The organism is Nonomuraea indica (assembly GCF_002850745.1).
Lineage (GTDB): Bacteria > Actinomycetota > Actinomycetes > Streptosporangiales > Streptosporangiaceae > Nonomuraea > Nonomuraea indica.
The window spans coordinates 38937-57095 of sequence record NZ_KZ559476.1 but is presented as its reverse complement, the minus strand read 5'-3'; the positions used below and the strand labels follow the sequence as shown (position 1 = coordinate 57095).

At 72.9% G+C, this 18159-nt stretch carries 12 protein-coding genes; 7 read left to right on the top strand and 5 right to left on the bottom strand.

Annotated elements, in window-relative coordinates; all coding sequences use genetic code 11:
* Window positions 1-364: 364 nt before the first annotated feature.
* Genes CXR44_RS39675 through CXR44_RS40270 form a run of 3 tightly spaced genes read left to right on the top strand, consistent with a single transcriptional unit; the run spans window position 365 to window position 3425 of the window.
* Window positions 365-619 carry a hypothetical protein gene (locus tag CXR44_RS39675; RefSeq protein ID WP_180903704.1) on the top strand — a complete coding sequence of 85 codons (255 nt, stop codon included), beginning with the start codon at window positions 365-367 and terminating at the stop codon, window positions 617-619.
* Window positions 616-2019: an FAD-binding oxidoreductase gene (locus tag CXR44_RS25885; RefSeq protein ID WP_219601994.1), complete on the top strand. Its 1404-nt coding sequence runs from the start codon at window positions 616-618 to the stop codon at window positions 2017-2019. Before CXR44_RS39675 ends, CXR44_RS25885 begins: the two co-directional genes overlap by 4 nt.
* The gene (locus CXR44_RS40270) at window positions 2016-3425 is read left to right on the top strand and encodes a (Fe-S)-binding protein (protein ID WP_219601993.1); all 1410 of its coding nucleotides are present in this window, start codon (window positions 2016-2018) and stop codon (window positions 3423-3425) included. The genes CXR44_RS25885 and CXR44_RS40270 overlap by 4 nt, the downstream gene beginning before the upstream one ends.
* A 360-nt stretch (window positions 3426-3785) precedes the next feature.
* Here the strand turns inward: CXR44_RS40270 and CXR44_RS25870 are convergent, their stop codons facing one another.
* Together CXR44_RS25870 and recA are read right to left on the bottom strand one after the other, a co-directional pair.
* Window positions 3786-4262, bottom strand: coding sequence for a regulatory protein RecX (locus CXR44_RS25870; RefSeq protein WP_342748600.1), 477 nt, complete (start codon window positions 4260-4262; stop codon window positions 3786-3788).
* Between the two features lie 908 nt (window positions 4263-5170).
* On the bottom strand, window positions 5171-6262 hold the full coding sequence (gene recA / locus CXR44_RS25865) for a recombinase RecA (protein WP_101788723.1): 1092 nt from the start codon (window positions 6260-6262) through the stop codon (window positions 5171-5173).
* Window positions 6263-6818: 556 nt separating this feature from the next.
* Between recA and CXR44_RS25860 the strand changes: the two genes are divergently transcribed.
* Window positions 6819-7094 (top strand): hypothetical protein, encoded by a 276-nt coding sequence (locus CXR44_RS25860; protein ID WP_101788722.1) that lies wholly within the window; start codon window positions 6819-6821, stop codon window positions 7092-7094.
* Between the two features lie 12 nt (window positions 7095-7106).
* Here the strand turns inward: CXR44_RS25860 and CXR44_RS25855 are convergent, their stop codons facing one another.
* The gene (locus CXR44_RS25855; RefSeq protein WP_101788918.1) at window positions 7107-7301 is read right to left on the bottom strand and encodes a DUF3046 domain-containing protein; all 195 of its coding nucleotides are present in this window, start codon (window positions 7299-7301) and stop codon (window positions 7107-7109) included.
* Window positions 7302-7564: 263 nt separating this feature from the next.
* Window positions 7565-8053, bottom strand: coding sequence for a VOC family protein (locus CXR44_RS25845; RefSeq protein WP_101788720.1), 489 nt, complete (start codon window positions 8051-8053; stop codon window positions 7565-7567).
* Window positions 8054-8140: 87 nt separating this feature from the next.
* On the opposite strand from CXR44_RS25845, the gene CXR44_RS25840 reads away from it, so the two are divergent.
* From CXR44_RS25840 to CXR44_RS25825, 3 genes are all read left to right on the top strand, one after another.
* On the top strand, window positions 8141-13237 hold the full coding sequence (locus CXR44_RS25840) for an Lhr family helicase (protein ID WP_245899409.1): 5097 nt from the start codon (window positions 8141-8143) through the stop codon (window positions 13235-13237).
* 532 nt (window positions 13238-13769) lie between these two features.
* A complete protein-coding gene (gene rny / locus CXR44_RS25830) occupies window positions 13770-15386 on the top strand; it encodes a ribonuclease Y (protein WP_101788719.1) in 1617 nt (538 codons plus the stop codon).
* A gap of 97 nt (window positions 15387-15483) precedes the next feature.
* Complete coding sequence (locus CXR44_RS25825; protein WP_101788718.1) at window positions 15484-16284, top strand: SDR family oxidoreductase; 801 nt, start codon at window positions 15484-15486, stop codon at window positions 16282-16284.
* Window positions 16285-16296: 12 nt separating this feature from the next.
* Here CXR44_RS25825 and CXR44_RS25820 read toward each other — a convergent pair whose 3' ends face one another.
* Window positions 16297-18129 carry a S9 family peptidase gene (locus CXR44_RS25820; protein WP_101788717.1) on the bottom strand — a complete coding sequence of 611 codons (1833 nt, stop codon included), beginning with the start codon at window positions 18127-18129 and terminating at the stop codon, window positions 16297-16299.
* Between the last annotated feature and the right edge of the window lie 30 nt (window positions 18130-18159).

The following is an 18159-nucleotide window of genomic DNA, read 5'->3' as shown; positions in this document are numbered from 1 at the left end:
GCGAGTATAGCCTTTTGTCCGTTTTTCCAGCGGTCGTTCCGCTGTGCGGAATCTCTGTCACAGGGTGGCGACGCGGCGCCCCGAACCGCCGCTCGCTCTTCACGGTGTCGTTCACGCTGACCCGCGCGCGGAGCCCGGGGGCTTCGAGGGGGCGGCGTCCCGCCCTCGTCGCGCCCGGCGGGCTGCCTGCACGGCGTCATCTTCCCTCCATGCCCTTGTATTCCGCATTGCAGAACAGGGTTCTGAATCTGGAACAGGACATCATGACGGCCTGAGCGTGTCAAGAAGCCGCTACGCCGAGCCTGGATGACCAAGAAGCTGCTGTTGTTCCGAATAATGGAATGCTAGACCGCTATGAGGAATATTGGTAGGTTCTCCTGGCGAGTGCGGGCGCGCCACCGCCACCCCCGCGCCGCTGCGACCCACCATCGCGGCCCGCACCATCGCGGCCCGCACCCTCGCGGCCCGCACCATCGCGATCCGCACCATCGCGGCCCGCACCCTCGCGATCCGCACCCTCACGGCCCGCACTGCGCGCGACCCGCGCGACCACCACCGTCGCGGCGGCGGCTTCGGGACCCGCACCGCTGCGCCCGCTCCAGAGGAGATCCGCCGATGAAGACAGCCCCAGCCGGGGAGCCCATGGACGCCGCCGTGCTGCGCGAGCTGCGCGCCATCGTCGGCGCGGACCATGTACGGCACGCCGACGGTGACGTGACCGCCTACGCCCAGGACGCCACCCCGCTCTTCCACTCCCGCCCCAGCGCCGTCGTCCACCCGGCCTCCACGGAGGAGGTCGCGGCCGTGCTCCGGCTGGCCAGCGCGCGCTCCATCCCCGTCGTGCCACGCGGCGCGGGCTCCAACCTGTGCTCAGGGACCGTCCCCGTGGCCGGTGGCATCGTGCTGGTGCTGACCCGGCTCGACCGCATCCTCGAGCTCAGCGCCGACGAACTGCTGGCCGTCTGCCAACCCGGCGTGACCTGCGCGGCGCTCGCCGACGCCGCCGCCGCGCGCGGCCTGCTGTACGCCCCCGACCCCGGCAGCAGGAGCGTGGCCACCATCGGAGGGACGGTCGCCACCTGCGCGGGCGGCCTGCGCGGCCTCAAGTACGGCGTGACCCGCAACTACGTGCTCGGCACCGAGACCGTGCTGGCCAGCGGCGAGGTCATCCGCACCGGCGGCCGGCTGTGGAAGGACGTCGCCGGCTACGACCTGACCCGCCTCCTCACCGGGTCCGAGGGCACCCTCGGCGTCATCACGGAGGTGACCCTCGCCCTGTTGCCCGCCCCGCCCGCCGGCGGCAACGGCCTGGCGTACTTCCCCGGCCTCGCCGACGCCGGCCGCGCGGTCGCCGACATCATCGCCGCGGGCATCGTCCCGGCGACACTGGAGTTCCTCGACGCCAGGTGCATCGGGGCGGTCGAGGAGTTCGCCCGGCTGGGGCTGCGACACGACGCGGGCGCACTGCTGATCTTCGGCGACGACGGCGAGCCCGCGGCCGTCGCCCGGCGGCTCGAGCGCATGGCCGAACTGTGCCAGGCCAGGGGCGCGATCGAGGCCACCGTGGCCGGCCGGGCCGCCGAGTCGGAGGCGCTGCTGGCCGCGCGCCGGTGCACGCTCCCGGCGCTGTCCCGGCTCGGCTCGATCACCCTCCTGGAGGACGTCGGCGTGCCGCGCCCGCGCATCGCCGCGATGGTCGACCACATCGACGCGATCGCCGACCGGCACGACGTCACCATCGCCACCTTCGGGCACGCCGGCGACGGCAACCTGCACCCGACCTGCGTCGTCGAAGCGGGCGACGACGAGGCGATCGAGCGCGCCCACCGCGCCTTCGCGGAGATCTTCCGTACGGCGATGAGCCTGGGCGGCACCATCACCGGCGAGCACGGCGTCGGCGCGGCCAAGCTGCCCTACCTCGCCGAACGGCTGGGCGCTGCCCAGCTGGACCTGCTGCGCCGGATCAAGGCGGCGTTCGACCCCGCCGGCGTCCTCAACCCCGGAAAGGTGGGCTCGTGACCGGATTCACCCCCGACCTGCTCAACCGCTGCATCTCCTGCGGCTTCTGCCTGCCCGCGTGCCCGACGTACGCGCTGACCAAGGACGAGACGTCCTCGCCGCGCGGCCGCATCAACCTCATGCGCGCACTGGACGAGGGCGCCCTGCCCGCCGACGACCTGCGACTGCGGGAGGAGGCGAGCTTCTGCCTGGGCTGCCGCGCGTGCGAGACGGTCTGCCCGGCCGGGGTCCGGTACGGGGCGCTGCTGGAGGAGTGGCGGGACCGGCAGTGGCAGGGCGCCGACCGGCCGCTCGTCGCGCGGCTACTGATGTTCGCGGTGAACGCCCGCTGGCGCGTGCGGCTCCTCGGCCTGCTACGCCGCCACGCCCGGACCCGCGCCAAGCCGGCCGGTCCGCACCTGATGCTCGGCTGCTTCGAACGGGCGCTCTACCCGCGGGTCAGCCGATCGGCGCTGCGGCTGCTGCCCGAGCTGGCCGCTCCCGCGTCCCAGGGCTGCTGCGGCGCCCTGCACGCGCACAACGGCGACTCCGAACGCGGTCGGAGGATGGCCGTCGAACTGGGCGAACGACTGCCGGGCACGATCGTCACCACCTCCGGCGGCTGCGCGGCCCACCTCGCCGACGCCCTCGGCCGCGACCGGGTCAAGGAACTGTCGGAGTACGTCACCTCCCGCCCCCCGACCGACCACCCACCGAAGCCTCCCGCCGATCCACCCCCCACCCCGCCGACCGATCACCCACCGAAGCCTTCAACCAGTCGCCAGCCGGGGCCGCCTGCTGGTCGTCCGCCGCTGCCTTCGGGCGGCTGTGAGCCGGGTGCGTCGGGTGGTCGTTCGCTGGAGCCTCCTGGTGGCCGGCCAGCAGGGTCGTCGGCTGGTCGGCTACCGGCGTCGTTCGCTGGTCCGCCGGCGGAGCCTTCAGCGGCGCACGGGATGTGCCCTGGGCCGTTGCGCGGGAAACCGCTGCGAATCGGCCTGCAGGACTCCTGCCACCTGCGCAACGGCCTGGGCGTGTGGCGTGAGCCGCGAGCGCTGCTGGAGCGGATCGGTGAATACGTCGAACTGCCGTCGGCCGGCACCTGCTGTGGCGCGGCCGGCAGCTACGCCCTCGTCCGGCCCCGCGACAGCAGACGCGTCCTCGATGCCAAGCTGGACGAGATCGAGGCGGCGGGAGTCGACTACGTGGCTGTGGTCAACCCCGGCTGCTACCGGCAGCTCGCCCAGGGCCTGCGCCGCAGAAGATCGGCCGTGCGAGCCGTGCACCTCGCCGAACTCCTGACCGGCACGGCCTCTACCACCACGGCCTCTACCACCACGGCCTCTACCACCACGGCCTCTACCACCACGGCCTCTACCACCACGGCCGACAGCCACCCGTGCGAACATCACGACGGATGGCCACCGTGACACCCGCGCCCACCCATGTGATTGCTCACGACAAGCTGTCGCCGCACCCCCTGACCAGCGTCCGTACGGATCGGCGCGACGTTGTTGCCGTGCCGTCTGGCGTTCGTCATGTGGGTCGATGCGATGTTGTGGCCGTGCCGTCTGGCGTTCGGCGTGTGGCTCGACGCTTGTTGCCGCACCCCCTGACGGGGCGTCCGTACGGACCTGGGTGCCCCTTGCCTCTGCGGCTGACGTGATCTCCTGGCATGCCGCCGCTCGCAGCCGTCAGACAGGTGCGCCCGAACCCCGGCTGCGGGCTCAGGCTCTTGGTCCTGGCCCGCGGGATCGTCCCGAAAGCCGATCGCGAGGGGTTCGGCGTCGTCAGGGGTAGTCGTCGTCGATCTCCAGGCCCTCCTGCTCCAGCGCCTCCTTGACCACTCGGAAGGCGAGGCCGGGAGCGTAGCCCTTGCGGGCGAGCATGGCGGCGAGCCGGCGGGTGCGGGCCTGGGTGTCGAGGGTGCGGGTGGAGGCGAGCTTGCGCTCCACGAGGCGGCGGGCCGTCTCGAGCTCCTGGTCGGGGTCGAGCCGCTCGACGGCCTCGTTGACCGTCTCGGAGTCGACCCCGCGGTGCCGGAGCTCGGCGGCCAGGGCTCGTTTGGCCAGACCACGGCCGTGGTGGCGGGAGTCGACCCACGCCTCGGCGAACGCCTCGTCGTCGATGAGCCCCAGCTCGGAGAACCGGTCGAGGACCGCCTCGGCCGCCTCCTCCGGCACGTCGCGCTTACGCAGGGCCTGTGCCAGCTGGGCGCGGGTCTTGGGGGCCATCGTCAGCAGGCGGAGGCAGATGGCTCGGGCCACCGCCTCGGGGTCGGCGTCCGGCGCGGTGGTGGCCGCCGGGTCTTCATCAGGTGCGTCGGGCAGCCGCCCGGTGGTTCGGCTCGTAGCCCGGCTTCGCTTCCCGCCTCCGCGGCTGCCCGGCCGCCGGCCGCGACGAGGCTTGGGTGCGCCCTCCGGCCCGCTCTCCTCATCGGAGGGAAGCAAGGGGGCCGGTGACCACCAGGGGGCATCGTCGGCCTGCGGGGGAGCCTCCGCACCCGCGGGTGGCGCACCGGTGCCGAAACCAGCCATGCCCCGGTCGCTGCCGGCTTCGGAGGTTTGTCCGGCGGCCATGCGCCAACCGCCTCCCGGGCTGTCACCGCTCTTGGACGGTGTGAACCCCGGTGCGTCGCCCGGCCCCGTGTCCTGGAAGGCCGGGACGGGATCAGCTTCCCGAGCCTCCTGGCCTGGGGCTGCTCCGGCCAGGGAGGTCTCGCTGGCCGGTGTCTCGCTGGCCGGTGTCTCGCTGGCCGGTGCTTCGTGGGCCGGTGCTTTGTGGGCCGGTGCTTCGCCGTCTCGGGGCAGGGCGTGACCCGAGGCCACGACACCGCCGTGAGCCCGGTCAACGGTCGCGCCGGTGGAGGCGGTGCTCCCGTCGTGCTCCTGGGGAGCGAGAGGCGCGGGACTGTCCGCCGTTTGGCGTCTGCGTTCGCGCCACTCGCTCACCGACGGCCAGCCACCCGCGGACGGCGCAGCGGAACCACCCTGGCCGGACGAGGGGCGTGAGCCCTTCGTGCCGGATGAGTCGTCTCCCGGAGAGGGGAGGCGGCGGCTGCCACCACGGGACGGACGGGAGTGGCCGGCCTGCGGGGGAGGGGGGTCGGGCCAGGCGCCCCAGTCACGGCTGTGAGGCGCCTCTGCCGGATCGGAGTCACTCATGGGGCGATCGATCAGACGTCACCGGGCTTCGGCGTGGCGGCCTTGGAGCCACGGCCGGACGGAGCGGCGGCCGGAGCCGGAGCGGGGGCCGCGGCGGGAGCGTCGAGACGCGGGCCCACGCCGAGCTTGTCCTTGATCTTCTTCTCGATCTCGTTGGCCATGTCGGGGTGGTTCTTCAGGAAGTTGCGGGCGTTTTCCTTGCCCTGGCCGAGCTGGTCGCCCTCGTAGGTGTACCAGGCTCCGGACTTGCGGACGAAGCCGTGCTCGACGCCCATGTCGATCAGGCCGCCCTCGCGCGAGATGCCCACGCCGTAGAGGATGTCGAAGTCGGCGACCCGGAAGGGCGGGGCCATCTTGTTCTTCACGACCTTGACGCGGGTGCGGTTGCCGACCGCCTCCGTGCCGTCTTTGAGCGTCTCGATGCGGCGGATGTCCATCCGGACCGAGGCGTAGAACTTGAGCGCCTTGCCGCCGGTCGTGGTCTCCGGCGAGCCGAACATCACGCCGATCTTCTCGCGCAGCTGGTTGATGAAGATGGCGGTGGTGCCGGTGCTGCTGAGCGCGCCGGCGACCTTGCGCAGCGCCTGCGACATCAGGCGGGCCTGGAGGCCGACGTGGCTGTCGCCCATCTCGCCCTCGATCTCGGCCTTGGGCACCAGCGCGGCGACCGAGTCGATGACGATGATGTCGACGGCGCCCGACCTGATCAGCATGTCGGCGATCTCGAGCGCCTGCTCACCGGTGTCGGGCTGGGAGACCAGCAGCGCGTCGGTGTCGACGCCGAGCTTCTTGGCGTACTCCGGGTCGAGGGCGTGCTCGGCGTCGATGAACGCCGCGATGCCGCCCGCACGCTGCGCGTTGGCCACCGCGTGCAGCGCGATCGTGGTCTTGCCCGAGGACTCCGGGCCGTAGATCTCCACGATCCTGCCGCGCGGCAACCCGCCGATGCCGAGCGCGACGTCAAGGGAGATCGACCCTGTGGGGATCACCTCGATGGGAGCTCGGGCGTCATCGCCGAGGCGCATGACGGAGCCCTTGCCGAACTGCCTCTCGATCTGTGCGAGGGCGGTCTCGAGGGCCTTCTCGCGGTCGTTGATAGCCATTGGGAACTCCCCCTGCAGGGTCGTGTTCGGTCAGTCGAGTGAAAGCTACGGCCTGCCACCGACATTTTCCGTCGATGCCGAGGAAGACGTGGCCCGGCGCGTTCCATGGTAGCCGAACGACTGTTCGATCACGCCGTGAACACGCTGCGGAACACAGGGTCCGGTCGAGGCTCTGCCATGGGATCGGCCGGCCCCTGTGTTCACCGCTGAGGCCGTGCGGCGGCGTCAGCCGGATCCCGTGCTCACGGGCGAGGCCGTGCCGCGGAGTCGGCCGGACCCTGTGTTCACGGGCGAGGTCGTGCGGCGGGGTCGGCTCGCCGGAGGAGCGTCGGGGCGGGCCCGCGCCCCGCCCGCCCTATCGTGCGCGCGGACCCGCTTCGTCTCCGGGGACGGTGGCGCGCAGGACGGCGCCCGCCCTTCCGTGCGCGCGGACCCGCTGTGCCGGTTCGGAGCCGCGGCCGACGTTCATTCCCGATATTTCCCGCTATTTCGGTGTTCGGAGGTGGCGGGCGCCGCCCTGCCGGGGACAGATCCGTTGAGGGTTGGAGGCGGCGACGTGTCGAGCACGTACACCGGGGAACGGCGCACCCATCTGCGGGCTCTGGCCGAGATACTGCCCGAGCACGGACTGGTGGGCCGCATGATGGGCGGCGACGATCCGATGCTGCGGGTCTGGCATCCGGGCACGGGCCGCCAGACGATCATCTTCGCCACGCTCACCCCCGGCGGGTGGGTCTTCCTGTGGTCGTCGGGCGGGCAGGGACGTGCCGACGACCTCGATCGCACCGCCCGCGCGCTGCGGCACACCCTGGACACGCCGCCGCCGGGATGAGCCCGGACACCGCTATCGCAGGCGGGGCGGGACGTCCTCCACCTGGCAGACCGCCCGCCACACGCTCTTGGCGCTCTCTCCGTCGGCCAGCGCCTGCATCACCGTGCGGCCGTCGAGCGGGGCCAGCACGTAGTCGCGGGCCCACGAATCGGCATAAGTGTCGCCGAAGTGGGCGCGCATCCGTCTCCAGAACTCGGTCAGGCGCATCACTCAAGTATGGAACGGCGACCGGCGTGGGTAGGACATCCCCATGGCCAAGTCGTCCAAGCCTTCACCCCCGAAGACAGCCAAGATCAAGGCCAACCGCGCCAGGCGCCGCGTGCTGCGGCTCGCCCGGCGCCTCGCCGTACAGAAGGAGAAAGCCGAAAGGTCCGAACGGCACGCGGCCGTCGACAGCACGCCGCGGGCGGGCAGGCCGAGGACTCGCAGGGCGTCACGGCGCTAGCCGGGGCCCGGCCCGTCACGACGGGTCACAGCACGCGTGAGCCGTACATCTCTCCCAGGTGGTCGGCGAGCAACTCCAGACGGGCGCCGTCGGGATCGCGGAAGTAGATGGACGCGCCGCTCTCGATCTGGTGCGGCACGCCGGCCACCTCCAGCTTCCCGCGCAGCCGCTCCCAGGTGGCCGGATCGACGGAGATCGCGATGTGGTGCAGCCCGCCGAGCACCTCCCGGTAGGGGCCGAGGTCGAGCCCCGGGAAGTCGAAGAAGGCGAGCAGGTTGCCGTTGCCGATGTCGAAGAAGAAGTGGCTGGAACCCTGGTAGTCGCGGTTCTCGAAGATCTCCGTGAGCGGGAACTCGAGGAGCTCCTGGTAGAACTTGATCGTCCGCTCGACGTCCGACGAGAGCAGGGCGACGTGGTGCAGGCCGCGGGCGCTGCTCGGAGGCCGGCGCGGTAAGAGGTGGCGCTCCTTGATGCCCTCGCGGCGAGCTTCGATGGCTGCGTAGTCAATGCCCACGGTGGCTGTATGTCCGCTGCGCCGGCGCTCAACCGCCCGCCGGGGGCACAGTGCTTTTCTGTCGGTACGGCGAGGCACTATGGGCAGGTGAGCTCGCTCGACCACTTCAGCCAGGTGACCAGGCAATGGTTCGCCGGGGCCTTCGCCGCGCCCACCGCCGCGCAGGAGGGCGCCTGGGCGTCCATCGCGCGTGGGGACAACACGCTGGTCGTCGCGCCGACGGGCTCGGGCAAGACGCTGGCGGCCTTCCTGTGGTCGCTCGACCGGCTGGCGACCGGCCAGGCCGAGGGCGAGACGGAGGCGGCGCCGGGCAGGAGTCGCACCAAGGTGCTCTACGTCTCGCCGCTCAAGGCGCTGGCCGTGGACGTCGAGCGCAACCTGCGCGCCCCGCTGACCGGTCTGGAGCAGACGGCCAGGCGGCTGGGGCTGCCCGTGCCGGAGATCTCGGTGGCGATCCGGTCCGGTGACACGCCGGCCGACCACCGCAGGCGCTTCGCCGCCAAGCCGTCCGACATCCTCATCACGACGCCGGAGTCGCTGTTCCTGCTGCTCACGAGTCAGGCGCGGGAGGCGCTGCGTGGCGTGCGCACGGTCATCGTGGACGAGGTGCACGCGGTGGCCGCCACCAAGCGCGGCGCCCATCTGGCGCTGAGCCTGGAGCGGCTCGACGCGCTGCTCGACCGGCCGGCGCAGCGCATCGGGCTGTCGGCGACCGTCCGTCCGGTGAGCGAGGTCGCCGCCTTCCTCGGCGGCTCGCGGCCGGCGACCGTGGTGCAGCCGCCTTCCGACAAGCGCATCGAGATCGAGGTCGTCGTCCCCGTCGAGGACATGACGCAGACCGAGGGGGCGCCCCGCCCCGCCGACGGCGAGGAGTTCGCCGCGGAGCCGGTCAACCGGTCCATCTGGCCGCATGTCGAGGAGCACCTGTTCGACCTGATCGCGGCCCACGACTCGACGATCGTGTTCGCCAACTCCAGGCGGCTCGCCGAGCGGTTGTGCGCCCGGCTCAACGAGCTGGCCTACGACCGGGCGCGGGGTGGGGCGGACCAGGTCGACCTGTCGATCTGGGAGACCCCGGCCGACGGGTCCTCGTGGCGCACCGGCCATCAGACCGAGCGCCCTGGCGAGACCGAGCGCGCTGGTGAGGGGACCGAGCGCCCTGGCCATGAGACCGGGCGCCCGGCGGGCAGGGACGCAGCGGGCAGGGATGCGGCGGGCGGGCGCGGTGCGGCCGGCGGGCAGGCGGCGTCCGAGCCCGCGCGGCGGACGCCCGCCGAGATGATGGCCCAGGCAGGCGCGAGCAGGGGAGTGCTCTCCGAGATCGTCCGCGCCCACCACGGCTCGGTGTCGAAGGAGGAGCGCGCGCAGATCGAGGAGGCGCTCAAGTCGGGCCGGCTGCCGGCCGTGGTCGCCACCTCCAGCCTGGAGCTCGGCATCGACATGGGCGCCGTCGACCTGGTCGCCTGTGTCGAGGCTCCGCCGAGCGTGGCCAGCGGGCTGCAGCGCATCGGCCGTGCCGGTCACCAGGTGGGTGCCGTGTCCAAGGGCGTCATCTTCCCGAAATACCGGGGCGACCTGGTGCAGACGGCCGTGGTGGCCGAGCGGATGAAGAGCGGCGAGATCGAGGAGCTGCGTTATCCGCGCAACCCCCTCGACGTGCTGGCGCAGCAGATCGTGGCGATGACCGCGCTCGACGAGTGGACCGTCGACGAGCTGGAGAGCGTGGTCAAGCGGGCCGCCCCCTACGCGACGCTGCCGCGGTCCGCGCTGGAGGCCACCCTCGACATGCTGGCCGGGCGCTATCCGAGCGAGGAGTTCGCCGAGCTGCGGGCGCGCGTGGTGTGGGATCGGGTCACGGGCACGCTGCGCGGCCGGCCCGGCGCGCAGCGGCTCGCGGTCACCAACGGCGGCACGATCCCCGACCGCGGCACGTTCGGCGTGTTCCTCGTCGGGGAGAAGGCCTCCCGGGTCGGCGAGCTGGACGAGGAGATGGTCTACGAGTCGCGGGTCGGCGACGTGTTCGTGCTCGGCGCGACGTCGTGGCGCATCGAGGACATCACGGCCGACCGGGTGCTGGTCTCGCCGGCTCCCGGCCAGCCGGGCAAGCTGCCCTTCTGGCATGGCGACGCCCCCGGGCGTCCCGCCGAGCTGGGCCGCGCCATCGGCTCCTTCCTGCGCGAGCACGCGGGCGGCGGCTCCGGCGAGCGCCTGCGCGCGGCGGGTCTCGACGCGTACGCCGCGGCCAACCTGCTGTCCTACCTGGCGGAGCAGCGCGAGGCCACCGGCTATGTGCCAGACGACCGGACCCTGCTCGTGGAGCGCTTTCATGATGAGCTGGGCGACTGGCGCGTGGTCATCCACTCCCCGTACGGGGCCCGGGTGCACGCCCCCTGGGCGCTGGCGATCAACCGGCGGCTGCGCGAGCGTTACGGCGTCGACGTGCAGGCCGTGCACTCCGACGACGGGATCGTGCTGCGCATCCCCGACACGCTGGCCGAGCCGCCGTCCGACGTGGCGGCGTTCGACCCGGAGGAGATCGAGCAGATCGTCACCGAGGAGCTCGGCGGGTCGGCGATGTTCGCGTCGCGGTTCAGGGAGTGCGCCGGCCGTGCGTTGCTGCTGCCCCGCCGCACGCCCGGGCGGCGCAGCCCGCTCTGGCAGCAGCGCCAGCGGGCGGCTCACCTGCTGGGGGTGGCCTCGCGCTACGCCTCGTTCCCGATCGTGCTGGAGACGATGCGCGAGTGCCTGCAGGACGTGTTCGACGTGCCGGGGCTGGTGCGGCTCATGCGCGACATCGCCGCGCGCACCGTGCGCGTCGTCGAGGTGGAGACGTCGCAGGCCTCGCCGTTCGCGGCGTCCCTGCTGTTCCACTACGTGGGCGCCTTCATGTACGAGGGCGACGCGCCGCTGGCCGAACGCCGGGCGCAGGCACTGGCGCTCGACACCACGCTGCTGGCCGAGCTGCTCGGCCAGGCCGACCTGCGGGAGCTGCTCGACCCTGACGTGATCTCCGACGCCGAGCGTGAGCTGGCCCGGCTCGACCGGCCGTTGCGCGACGTGGAGGACCTCGCCGACCTGCTCCGTTCGCACGGCCCGCTGCTGCCTCCCGACGTGAGCGTGCGTGGCGGCGACCCGGCCTGGCTGGAGGAGCTCGAACGGGCCCGGCGGGCCATCCGGGTGCGGATCGCGGGTGAGGAGCAGTGGGCGGCCATCGAGGACGCCGCCAGGATGCGTGACGCGCTGGGCGTGCCGCCGCCGGTCGGGGTTCCCCACGCGTTCCTGGAGCCCGTGCCCGACCCGCTGGCCGACCTGCTCGCCCGGCACGCCCGGACGCGTGGCCCGTTCGAGGCGGGCACGGCGGCGGCCAGGTTCGGGCTGGGGGTGGCGGTCGTCGGCGACGCGCTGCACCGTCTGGCCGCCTCGGGGCGGTTGGTCGCCGGCGAGTTCAGGCCGGGCGGCCGGGGTGCCGAGTGGTGCGACGCCGGGGTGCTGCGCATGCTGCGGCGCAGGTCGCTGGCCCGGTTGCGCAAGGAGGTGGAGCCAGTCCCGGCGGAGACGCTCGCCGTCTTCCTGTCCGCCTGGCACGGCGTCACCGGCGTGTCCGGCGTGGGGGCCTCCGGCCTTCCGGGCGGGTCCGGCACGGCGGGTGGTGGTTCGGCGGGTGGTGGTTCGGCGGGTGGTGGTTCGGCAGGTGCCGGTCCGGCGGGCGGTGGGTCGGCAGGTGCCGGTCTGGCGGGCGGCGGTCCGGCAGGTGGCGTGGGAGCGTGGGGCGGTCCGCAAGGCAGAGCCGGTGCCGTCGGTGGCCCGTACGGTGAGCCGCCTGGCGCCGGTGGGGTGGGGGCCGCTCGGGCGATGGACGCGCTGGTGCACGCGATCGAGCAGCTCCAGGGCGCCGCCGTGCCGGCTTCGGCACTGGAGACGCTGGTGCTGCCGTCAAGGGTGCCCGGCTACCATCCGGCACTGCTCGACGAGCTGACCTCCTCCGGAGAGGTGATCTGGACGGGGCAGGGGTCGTTGCCGGGCGGTGACGGATGGGTGTGCCTCTACTTCGCCGACACGGCGCCGCTGCTGCTGCCCGAGCCGGGCGAGGTCACCATGACGCCGCTGCACCAACAGGTGCTGGAGGCGCTCGGCGGGGGCGGGGCGCTGTTCTTCCGCGGCCTGTCCGACCGGCTCGGCTCGCTCGACGACGGCGCGCTGACCACGGCGCTGTGGGACCTGGTATGGGCGGGGCGGGTGTCGGGTGACACGCTGGCGCCGCTGCGGGCCACGCTCGGCTCCGGGCGGCCCGCCCACCGCCCGGCGACGACGCGGCGGCGCCGGGCCGTGCTGCCCACGCGGAGCGGGCCGCCGACCGTGGGCGGGCGGTGGTGGCTGCTGCCCGAGCCGGGCGGCGACGCGACGATGCGGGCGCAGGCACAGGCGGAGGTGCTGCTCGAACGGCACGGCGTGGTGACCCGGGGAGCGGTGACGTCCGAGCGGTTGCCCGGCGGGTTCACGCCGGTCTACCAGGTGTTGCGCGCCTATGAGGAGAGCGGGCGGTGCCGCCGGGGCTATTTCGTGGAAGGGCTCGGGGGAGCGCAGTTCGCGCTGCCGGGGGCGGTGGACCGCATGCGCGCCATGGCGCCGGGGATCGCGCCGGGGGCTCGGGGCGGCGCGGGCGCGTCGGAGGGCTGGGCCGACGGGGACGGCCTGTCGCCGCGGGTGCCAGGCCGTGACGACGGTGGCCGTGATGACGGTGGCCGTGATGACGGTAGCCGTGGCGCGGGTCCCGGTGGGTCCCGGCAGCACCACCGCCCTGCGGGTCCCGGCGGGGCCCGCAGGGCGGTGGTCCTGGCCGCCGCCGATCCCGCGAACCCGTACGGAGCCGCGTTGCCGTGGCCGGCGCATCCCGGTGACGTCTCGCACAAGCCCGGCCGTAAGGCGGGGGCGCTCGTCGTGCTGGTCGACGGGTTCCTGGTGCTCTACGTCGAACGCGGCGGCAAGACGCTGCTGTCGTTCACCGACGGCGAGCGGCTCAGGCCCGCCGTGGACGCGCTCGCGCTGGCCGTGCGTGACGGGGCGCTGGGCAAGCTGACGGTCGAGCGGGCCGACGGCGCCTCGATCGTGGACACGCCGTTGGGCGCCGCGCTGGAGGAGGCGGGGTTCCACCCGACACCCCGAGGGCTGCGGCTGCGGGCCTGACCGGCTGCGACCCGCTGAGACCCGGGGCTCCGGAGGCGTCCCTGAGGGCCTGGGAGTCTTCGGGGACGCCCGAGGCGGGGCACTGCGGTGCGGGGGCCCGGGTGTGCCGGGGTGGGCGGACCGGGGGAGTGGCGACGCGCGAACGGGAGCCTTTGCGGATGTATGTGGGCAATTCTCGTGCGGCCGGGAATATCCAGTCGAATGAAGAGATGATGACCCATAAGACACGCTTGATAACGCGTTTGCTTGCTCGTGACCTGTTCGACGCATAACCTCGACGGCAGTGAGGGAGTTACTCCGCGCAGCGGATTGCCATACCGGTGAACTGACAGACGAACGAGCTTGGTCGATCGAGACAGACGAGGTGCCGGTGGCCCAGGTCGGCGCCCGGTCAGCCTTGGCGTGCGTGACACGCGTCGCTGTGTCGGCGCGGCGTTGCCGCCGACCGGCTTTCCGCTGTGCACAGGTGACCCCTCCCGCAATTGACCGGCCGCCTTTCGAGGTGTGACGAGGCGAGGAGGGCAGGGCGCACATGGGGCCGCTTGTCGTGGTGCTTTCAGTGGCGGTGCTCCTGCTCACGTTCGGGATGATCGGCGCGCTGTGGGTGGTGGTGCGGCGGACGTCCGGCGGCGTTCCCCAGGCGTTCACACCCACCCCCGAGCAGGTGCAGGCCGTCAACGAGGAGCTGGAGCAGGCCCGCCAGGAGGCCGGTGAGATCCGCGGGAAGGCCCGGTCCGACGCCGAGGAGATCCTGCGCCGGTCGGAGGCGGCGGCCGAGAGCGCCGTGCAGATGCGGCGCGAGGTCGAGGGGGAGAGCCGGATACTCAAGTCCGAGCTCAAGGAACTGCGGGCCGACCTCGAACGCCGCGAGGGCCGCCTGGCCGAGCGTGAGCAGCGGCTCGACGAGGAGGCCCGCAGGCAGGCCGAACGCGAGCGCAAGCTGGCCGAGACCGAGATCGAGCTGGCCGACCGGCGGGCCGAGCTGCTGCAGGTGGAGGACGAGCGGCGGGCCATCCTCGAACGGGTCGCCGGGCTGACGGCGGAGCAGGCCAAGGCCGAGCTGGTCATGGAGATCGAGAACCATGCCAAGCGCGAGGCCGCCCTCATCATCCGGCAGATCGAGGGCGAGGCCCGCCGGGAGGGCGAGAAGCGCGCGACCAAGATCGTGACGTTGGCGATGCAGCGACTGGCGGCCGAGCAGACGGCGGAGTCGGTGGTGAGCGTGCTGCACCTGCCGGGTGACGAGATGAAGGGGCGCATCATCGGTCGCGAGGGGCGCAACATCCGGGCGTTCGAGTCGACCACCGGCGTCAACCTGATCATCGACGACACCCCCGAAGCGGTGCTGCTGTCGTGCTTCGACCCGGTACGACGGGAGACGGCCAGGCTGACCCTCGAGAAGCTGGTGCTCGACGGCCGCATCCACCCGCAGCGCATCGAGGAGGCCCACGAGCGCAGCCGGGCCGAGGTCCAGGACCTGTGCGCCCGGGCCGGCGAGGACGCCCTGGTCGAGCTCGGCATCACCGACATGCATCCGGAGCTGACGCTGCTGCTCGGCCAGCTCCGCTACCGCACCTCCTACGGGCAGAACGTTCTCAAGCACCTCATCGAGTCGGCCCACATCGCCGGCATCATGGCGGCCGAGCTCAAGCTGGACCAGCGGCTGCTGAAGCGCTGTGCGCTGCTGCACGACATCGGCAAGGCGCTCACGCACGAGGTGGAGGGCAGCCACGCGCTCATCGGGGCGGAGATCGCCCGCCGCTACGGCGAGTCGGAGGACGTGGTGCACGCCATCGAGGCCCACCACAACGAGGTGGAGGTCCGCACCGTCGAGGCGGTGCTGACCCAGGCGGCCGACGCCGTCAGCGGCAGCCGCCCCGGGGCCCGGCGTGAGTCGCTGGAGGCGTACGTCAAGCGGCTGGAGCGGCTGGAGCAGATCGCGCAGTCCTACGACGGGGTCGACAAGGTCTTCGCCATGCAGGCCGGGCGGGAGATCCGCGTCATGGTCAAGCCCGACGCGATCGACGACATCCAGGCGCAGGTCATCGCCCGCGACGTGGCCAAGCAGGTGGAGGAGGAGCTGACCTACCCCGGCCAGATCCGCATCACCGTGGTGAGGGAGTCCCGCGCCACAGAGTTCGCCCGCTGACCGTCCAGCGGATCGCGGAAGGCCGCCCCCTACGGGTGGAGGGTCGCATCCGGGGCAGGAGCCCCGCATCTGACCGTCCGTTCCGAAGGGGGAGGACATGAGCGAGGGGTACGACCGGGTCGCGATCGTCACGGGCGCCGACTCCGGCATCGGCAAGGCGACGGCCGTGGCGCTGGCCGAGCAGGGGTTCGACGTGGGCATCACGTTCCACGAGGACAGCGACGGGGCCGAGGACACGGCCGCCGCGGTACGCGAGCTGGGCAAGGCCGCCGCGTTGCGCCGCCACGACCTGACCGACCCCGAACGCGCCGCGGCGGTGGTCGACGACCTGGCCGAGGAACTGGGCGGGCTGGGAGTGCTGGTCAACAACGCCGGCACCGGCAGTGCCGAGCCGGTGCTGGACATGAGCTACCACCGGTGGCGGGAGGTCGTCGCGGTGGACCTCGACGGACCGTTCCTGTGCGCGCAGCGGGCCGCCCGGCGCATGATCGGCTCGGGGCGCGGCGGCCGGATCGTCAACGTGACCAGCGTGCACGAGGAGTATCCCCGCGTGGGGTCCGGGCCGTACTGCGCGGCCAAGGGCGGGCTGCGGATGCTGAGCCGGGTGCTGGCGCTGGAGCTGGCGGAGTTCGGGATCACGGTCAACACCGTGGCGCCCGGGGAGATCGCCACACCGATGACGGGTCAGGAGGACCTGCCTCCGCAGACGGGCACCCGGCCCGGCTACCCGATCGCGCGTGCCGGTGACGCCCGCGAGGTGGCGGCGGTGGTGACGTTCCTGGCCGGTCCGGGCGCCTCGTACGTGACAGGGGCGTCGCTGTTCGTGGACGGCGGCCTCGGGCTGATGGGTCCCCAGGCCGCGGGCGCCCTCAGCTCGGGAGAGTGGCGCAAGGGCTAGGCCCGGCGACGCTCAGGTGAAGATCTGCTGGTAGAAGGCCAGCTCGGCGGCAAGGGCGGTGGCCCGGGTCTCGGCGCGCCGGAACCCGTGCGACTCGCCCTCGAACGTCAGGTAGGTGCACGGCACGCCGCGCTCCGACAGGGCGTCGGCGAAGGCGGCCGACTGCTCGGGCGGCACGACCGGATCGTCCAGCCCCTGCAACAGCAGCATCGGGCAGGACACGCCGTCGACCAGGGCGAGTGGTTCGCGGGTGGCGTAGAGGTGCGGGTCCTCGGGCCCGACGAGCCACTCCACGTAGCGGGACTCGAAGTCGTGGGTGTGGGCGTTGAGCGGCGCCAGCGCGCTCACGCCGTAGTAGGACACGCCGCCCGCGAACGCACCGGACCGGCAGCAGGCCGCCATCACGGTCCAGCCTCCGGCGCTGCCGCCGCGCACCGCGATGCGGGCCGGGTCGGCCAGCCCTTCGGCGGCGAGCCACTCGGCCGCCGCGATGGTGTCCTCGACGTCTACGACGCCCCACTGGCCTCTGAGCCGTTCGCGGTAGGCCCGGCCGTAGCCGGTGGACCCGCCGTAGTCGACGCTGAGCACGCCGATGCCGCGCGAGGTGAGCAGCGCCTTGCCGAGGTCGAGCGCCGTGGTGTCGTGCGAGGTCGGCCCGCCGTGCACGAAGATCACGTACGGTGGGGGCTCCGAGGGGCTCACGGCCGGGTTGGCCGGAGGGTAGAGCCGGGCGTGCACGTGGCGCCCGAACCGCCCGGGGAGCTCCACCCGGCGCGGCACGGGCAGATAGGCGATGTCGGGCAGCTCGGCCACATCGCGGCGCAGCCCTTCCACCCGTCCCGTCACGGTGTCGACCCGGACGACCGACCGCGGCACGGCCGGGCCGTACCCCACCCCGACGAGGGTCGCGCCGTCCACGGCCAGCGCGGGATCCCAGCCCTCGTAGGGCACGTCGAGGCCGGTCAGCTCGCCGGAGGCCGGATCGAGCAGCCCCAGCCGCAGGTCGCCGCGCCCGTGCAGCACCGCGAGCCGCCCGTCGGGCAGCACCGCGTACGGGCGGCCGCCCAGTTGCCACAGCGGCCAGGCGAACTCCTCCTCGGCGGGGAAGAGCGCCTGGGGAGAGGTGCCGTGGACGCCGATCTGGTAGAGGTTCCACCAGCCGGACCAGTCGGAGATCAGGTAGAGGTGGTCGTCGTCCTTCCACTGCGGTGCGAGGACCGACTCGGCCGTGCCGCCCCTGACCGTCCATGACGCGCCGTCGGCCAGGCGGGTGACGCGCACCTCGGTGCCGTTCCACGGCATGCGCGGATGGTTCCAGCACACGTAGGCGAGATGCCGCCCGTCGGGGGAGATCGCGGGGGAGGCGTAGAAGTCGGCGCCGGCGGCGTGCTCGCGCGCCTGGCCGCCGTCGAGCGGGATGGAGACGATGGCGCGTGACACCTTGCCGTCGTCGTGGTGGTGCTCGCGGACGCACCACACGTGGCCGTCGTGGACGAGCAGGTCGGCGTAGCGGCAGCCGTCGTCGGGGGTGAGCGGGTCGGGCGTGGCGTCGCGCAGCAGGTAGAGGCGCTGGTCGGCGAGGTTGGCGAAGACGACCTCGCCGGCGGGGGTCACCGTGTAGGGCCGTCCGCCGTACTCGTGGACGCGCGTGCGGGCGTTCCACGGGGCGGGCAGCAGCTCGGCGCGGGTGCCGTCGGTGGCGCGGCGCATGACCGTCGTGCGGCCGCCCTCGTCGGGCCGGTCCTCCGTCCACCACACCTGGCCGTCGAGCGCGGTGGGCCAGCCCAGGCGGAGACCGGAGCGGGCGACGTCGGTCGTGGAGATGGGGGACGGCCAGAAGGGCATAGACGAATCCTGCCGGAAGATCGGCGCGAG

Bases quoted from the DNA above. Each gene is read 5' to 3' on its own strand.
- CXR44_RS25885 (WP_219601994.1), top strand. From the start codon at position 616: ATGAAGACAGCCCCAGCCGGGGAGCCCATGGACGCCGCCGTGCTGCGC.
- recA (WP_101788723.1), bottom strand. From the start codon at position 6,262: ATGGCTATCAACGACCGCGAGAAGGCCCTCGAGACCGCCCTCGCACAG.
- CXR44_RS25855 (WP_101788918.1), bottom strand. From the start codon at position 7,301: ATGCGCCTGACCGAGTTCTGGAGACGGATGCGCGCCCACTTCGGCGAC.
- rny (WP_101788719.1), top strand. From the start codon at position 13,770: ATGGGGCCGCTTGTCGTGGTGCTTTCAGTGGCGGTGCTCCTGCTCACG.
- CXR44_RS25825 (WP_101788718.1), top strand. From the start codon at position 15,484: ATGAGCGAGGGGTACGACCGGGTCGCGATCGTCACGGGCGCCGACTCC.
- CXR44_RS25820 (WP_101788717.1), bottom strand. From the start codon at position 18,129: ATGCCCTTCTGGCCGTCCCCCATCTCCACGACCGACGTCGCCCGCTCC.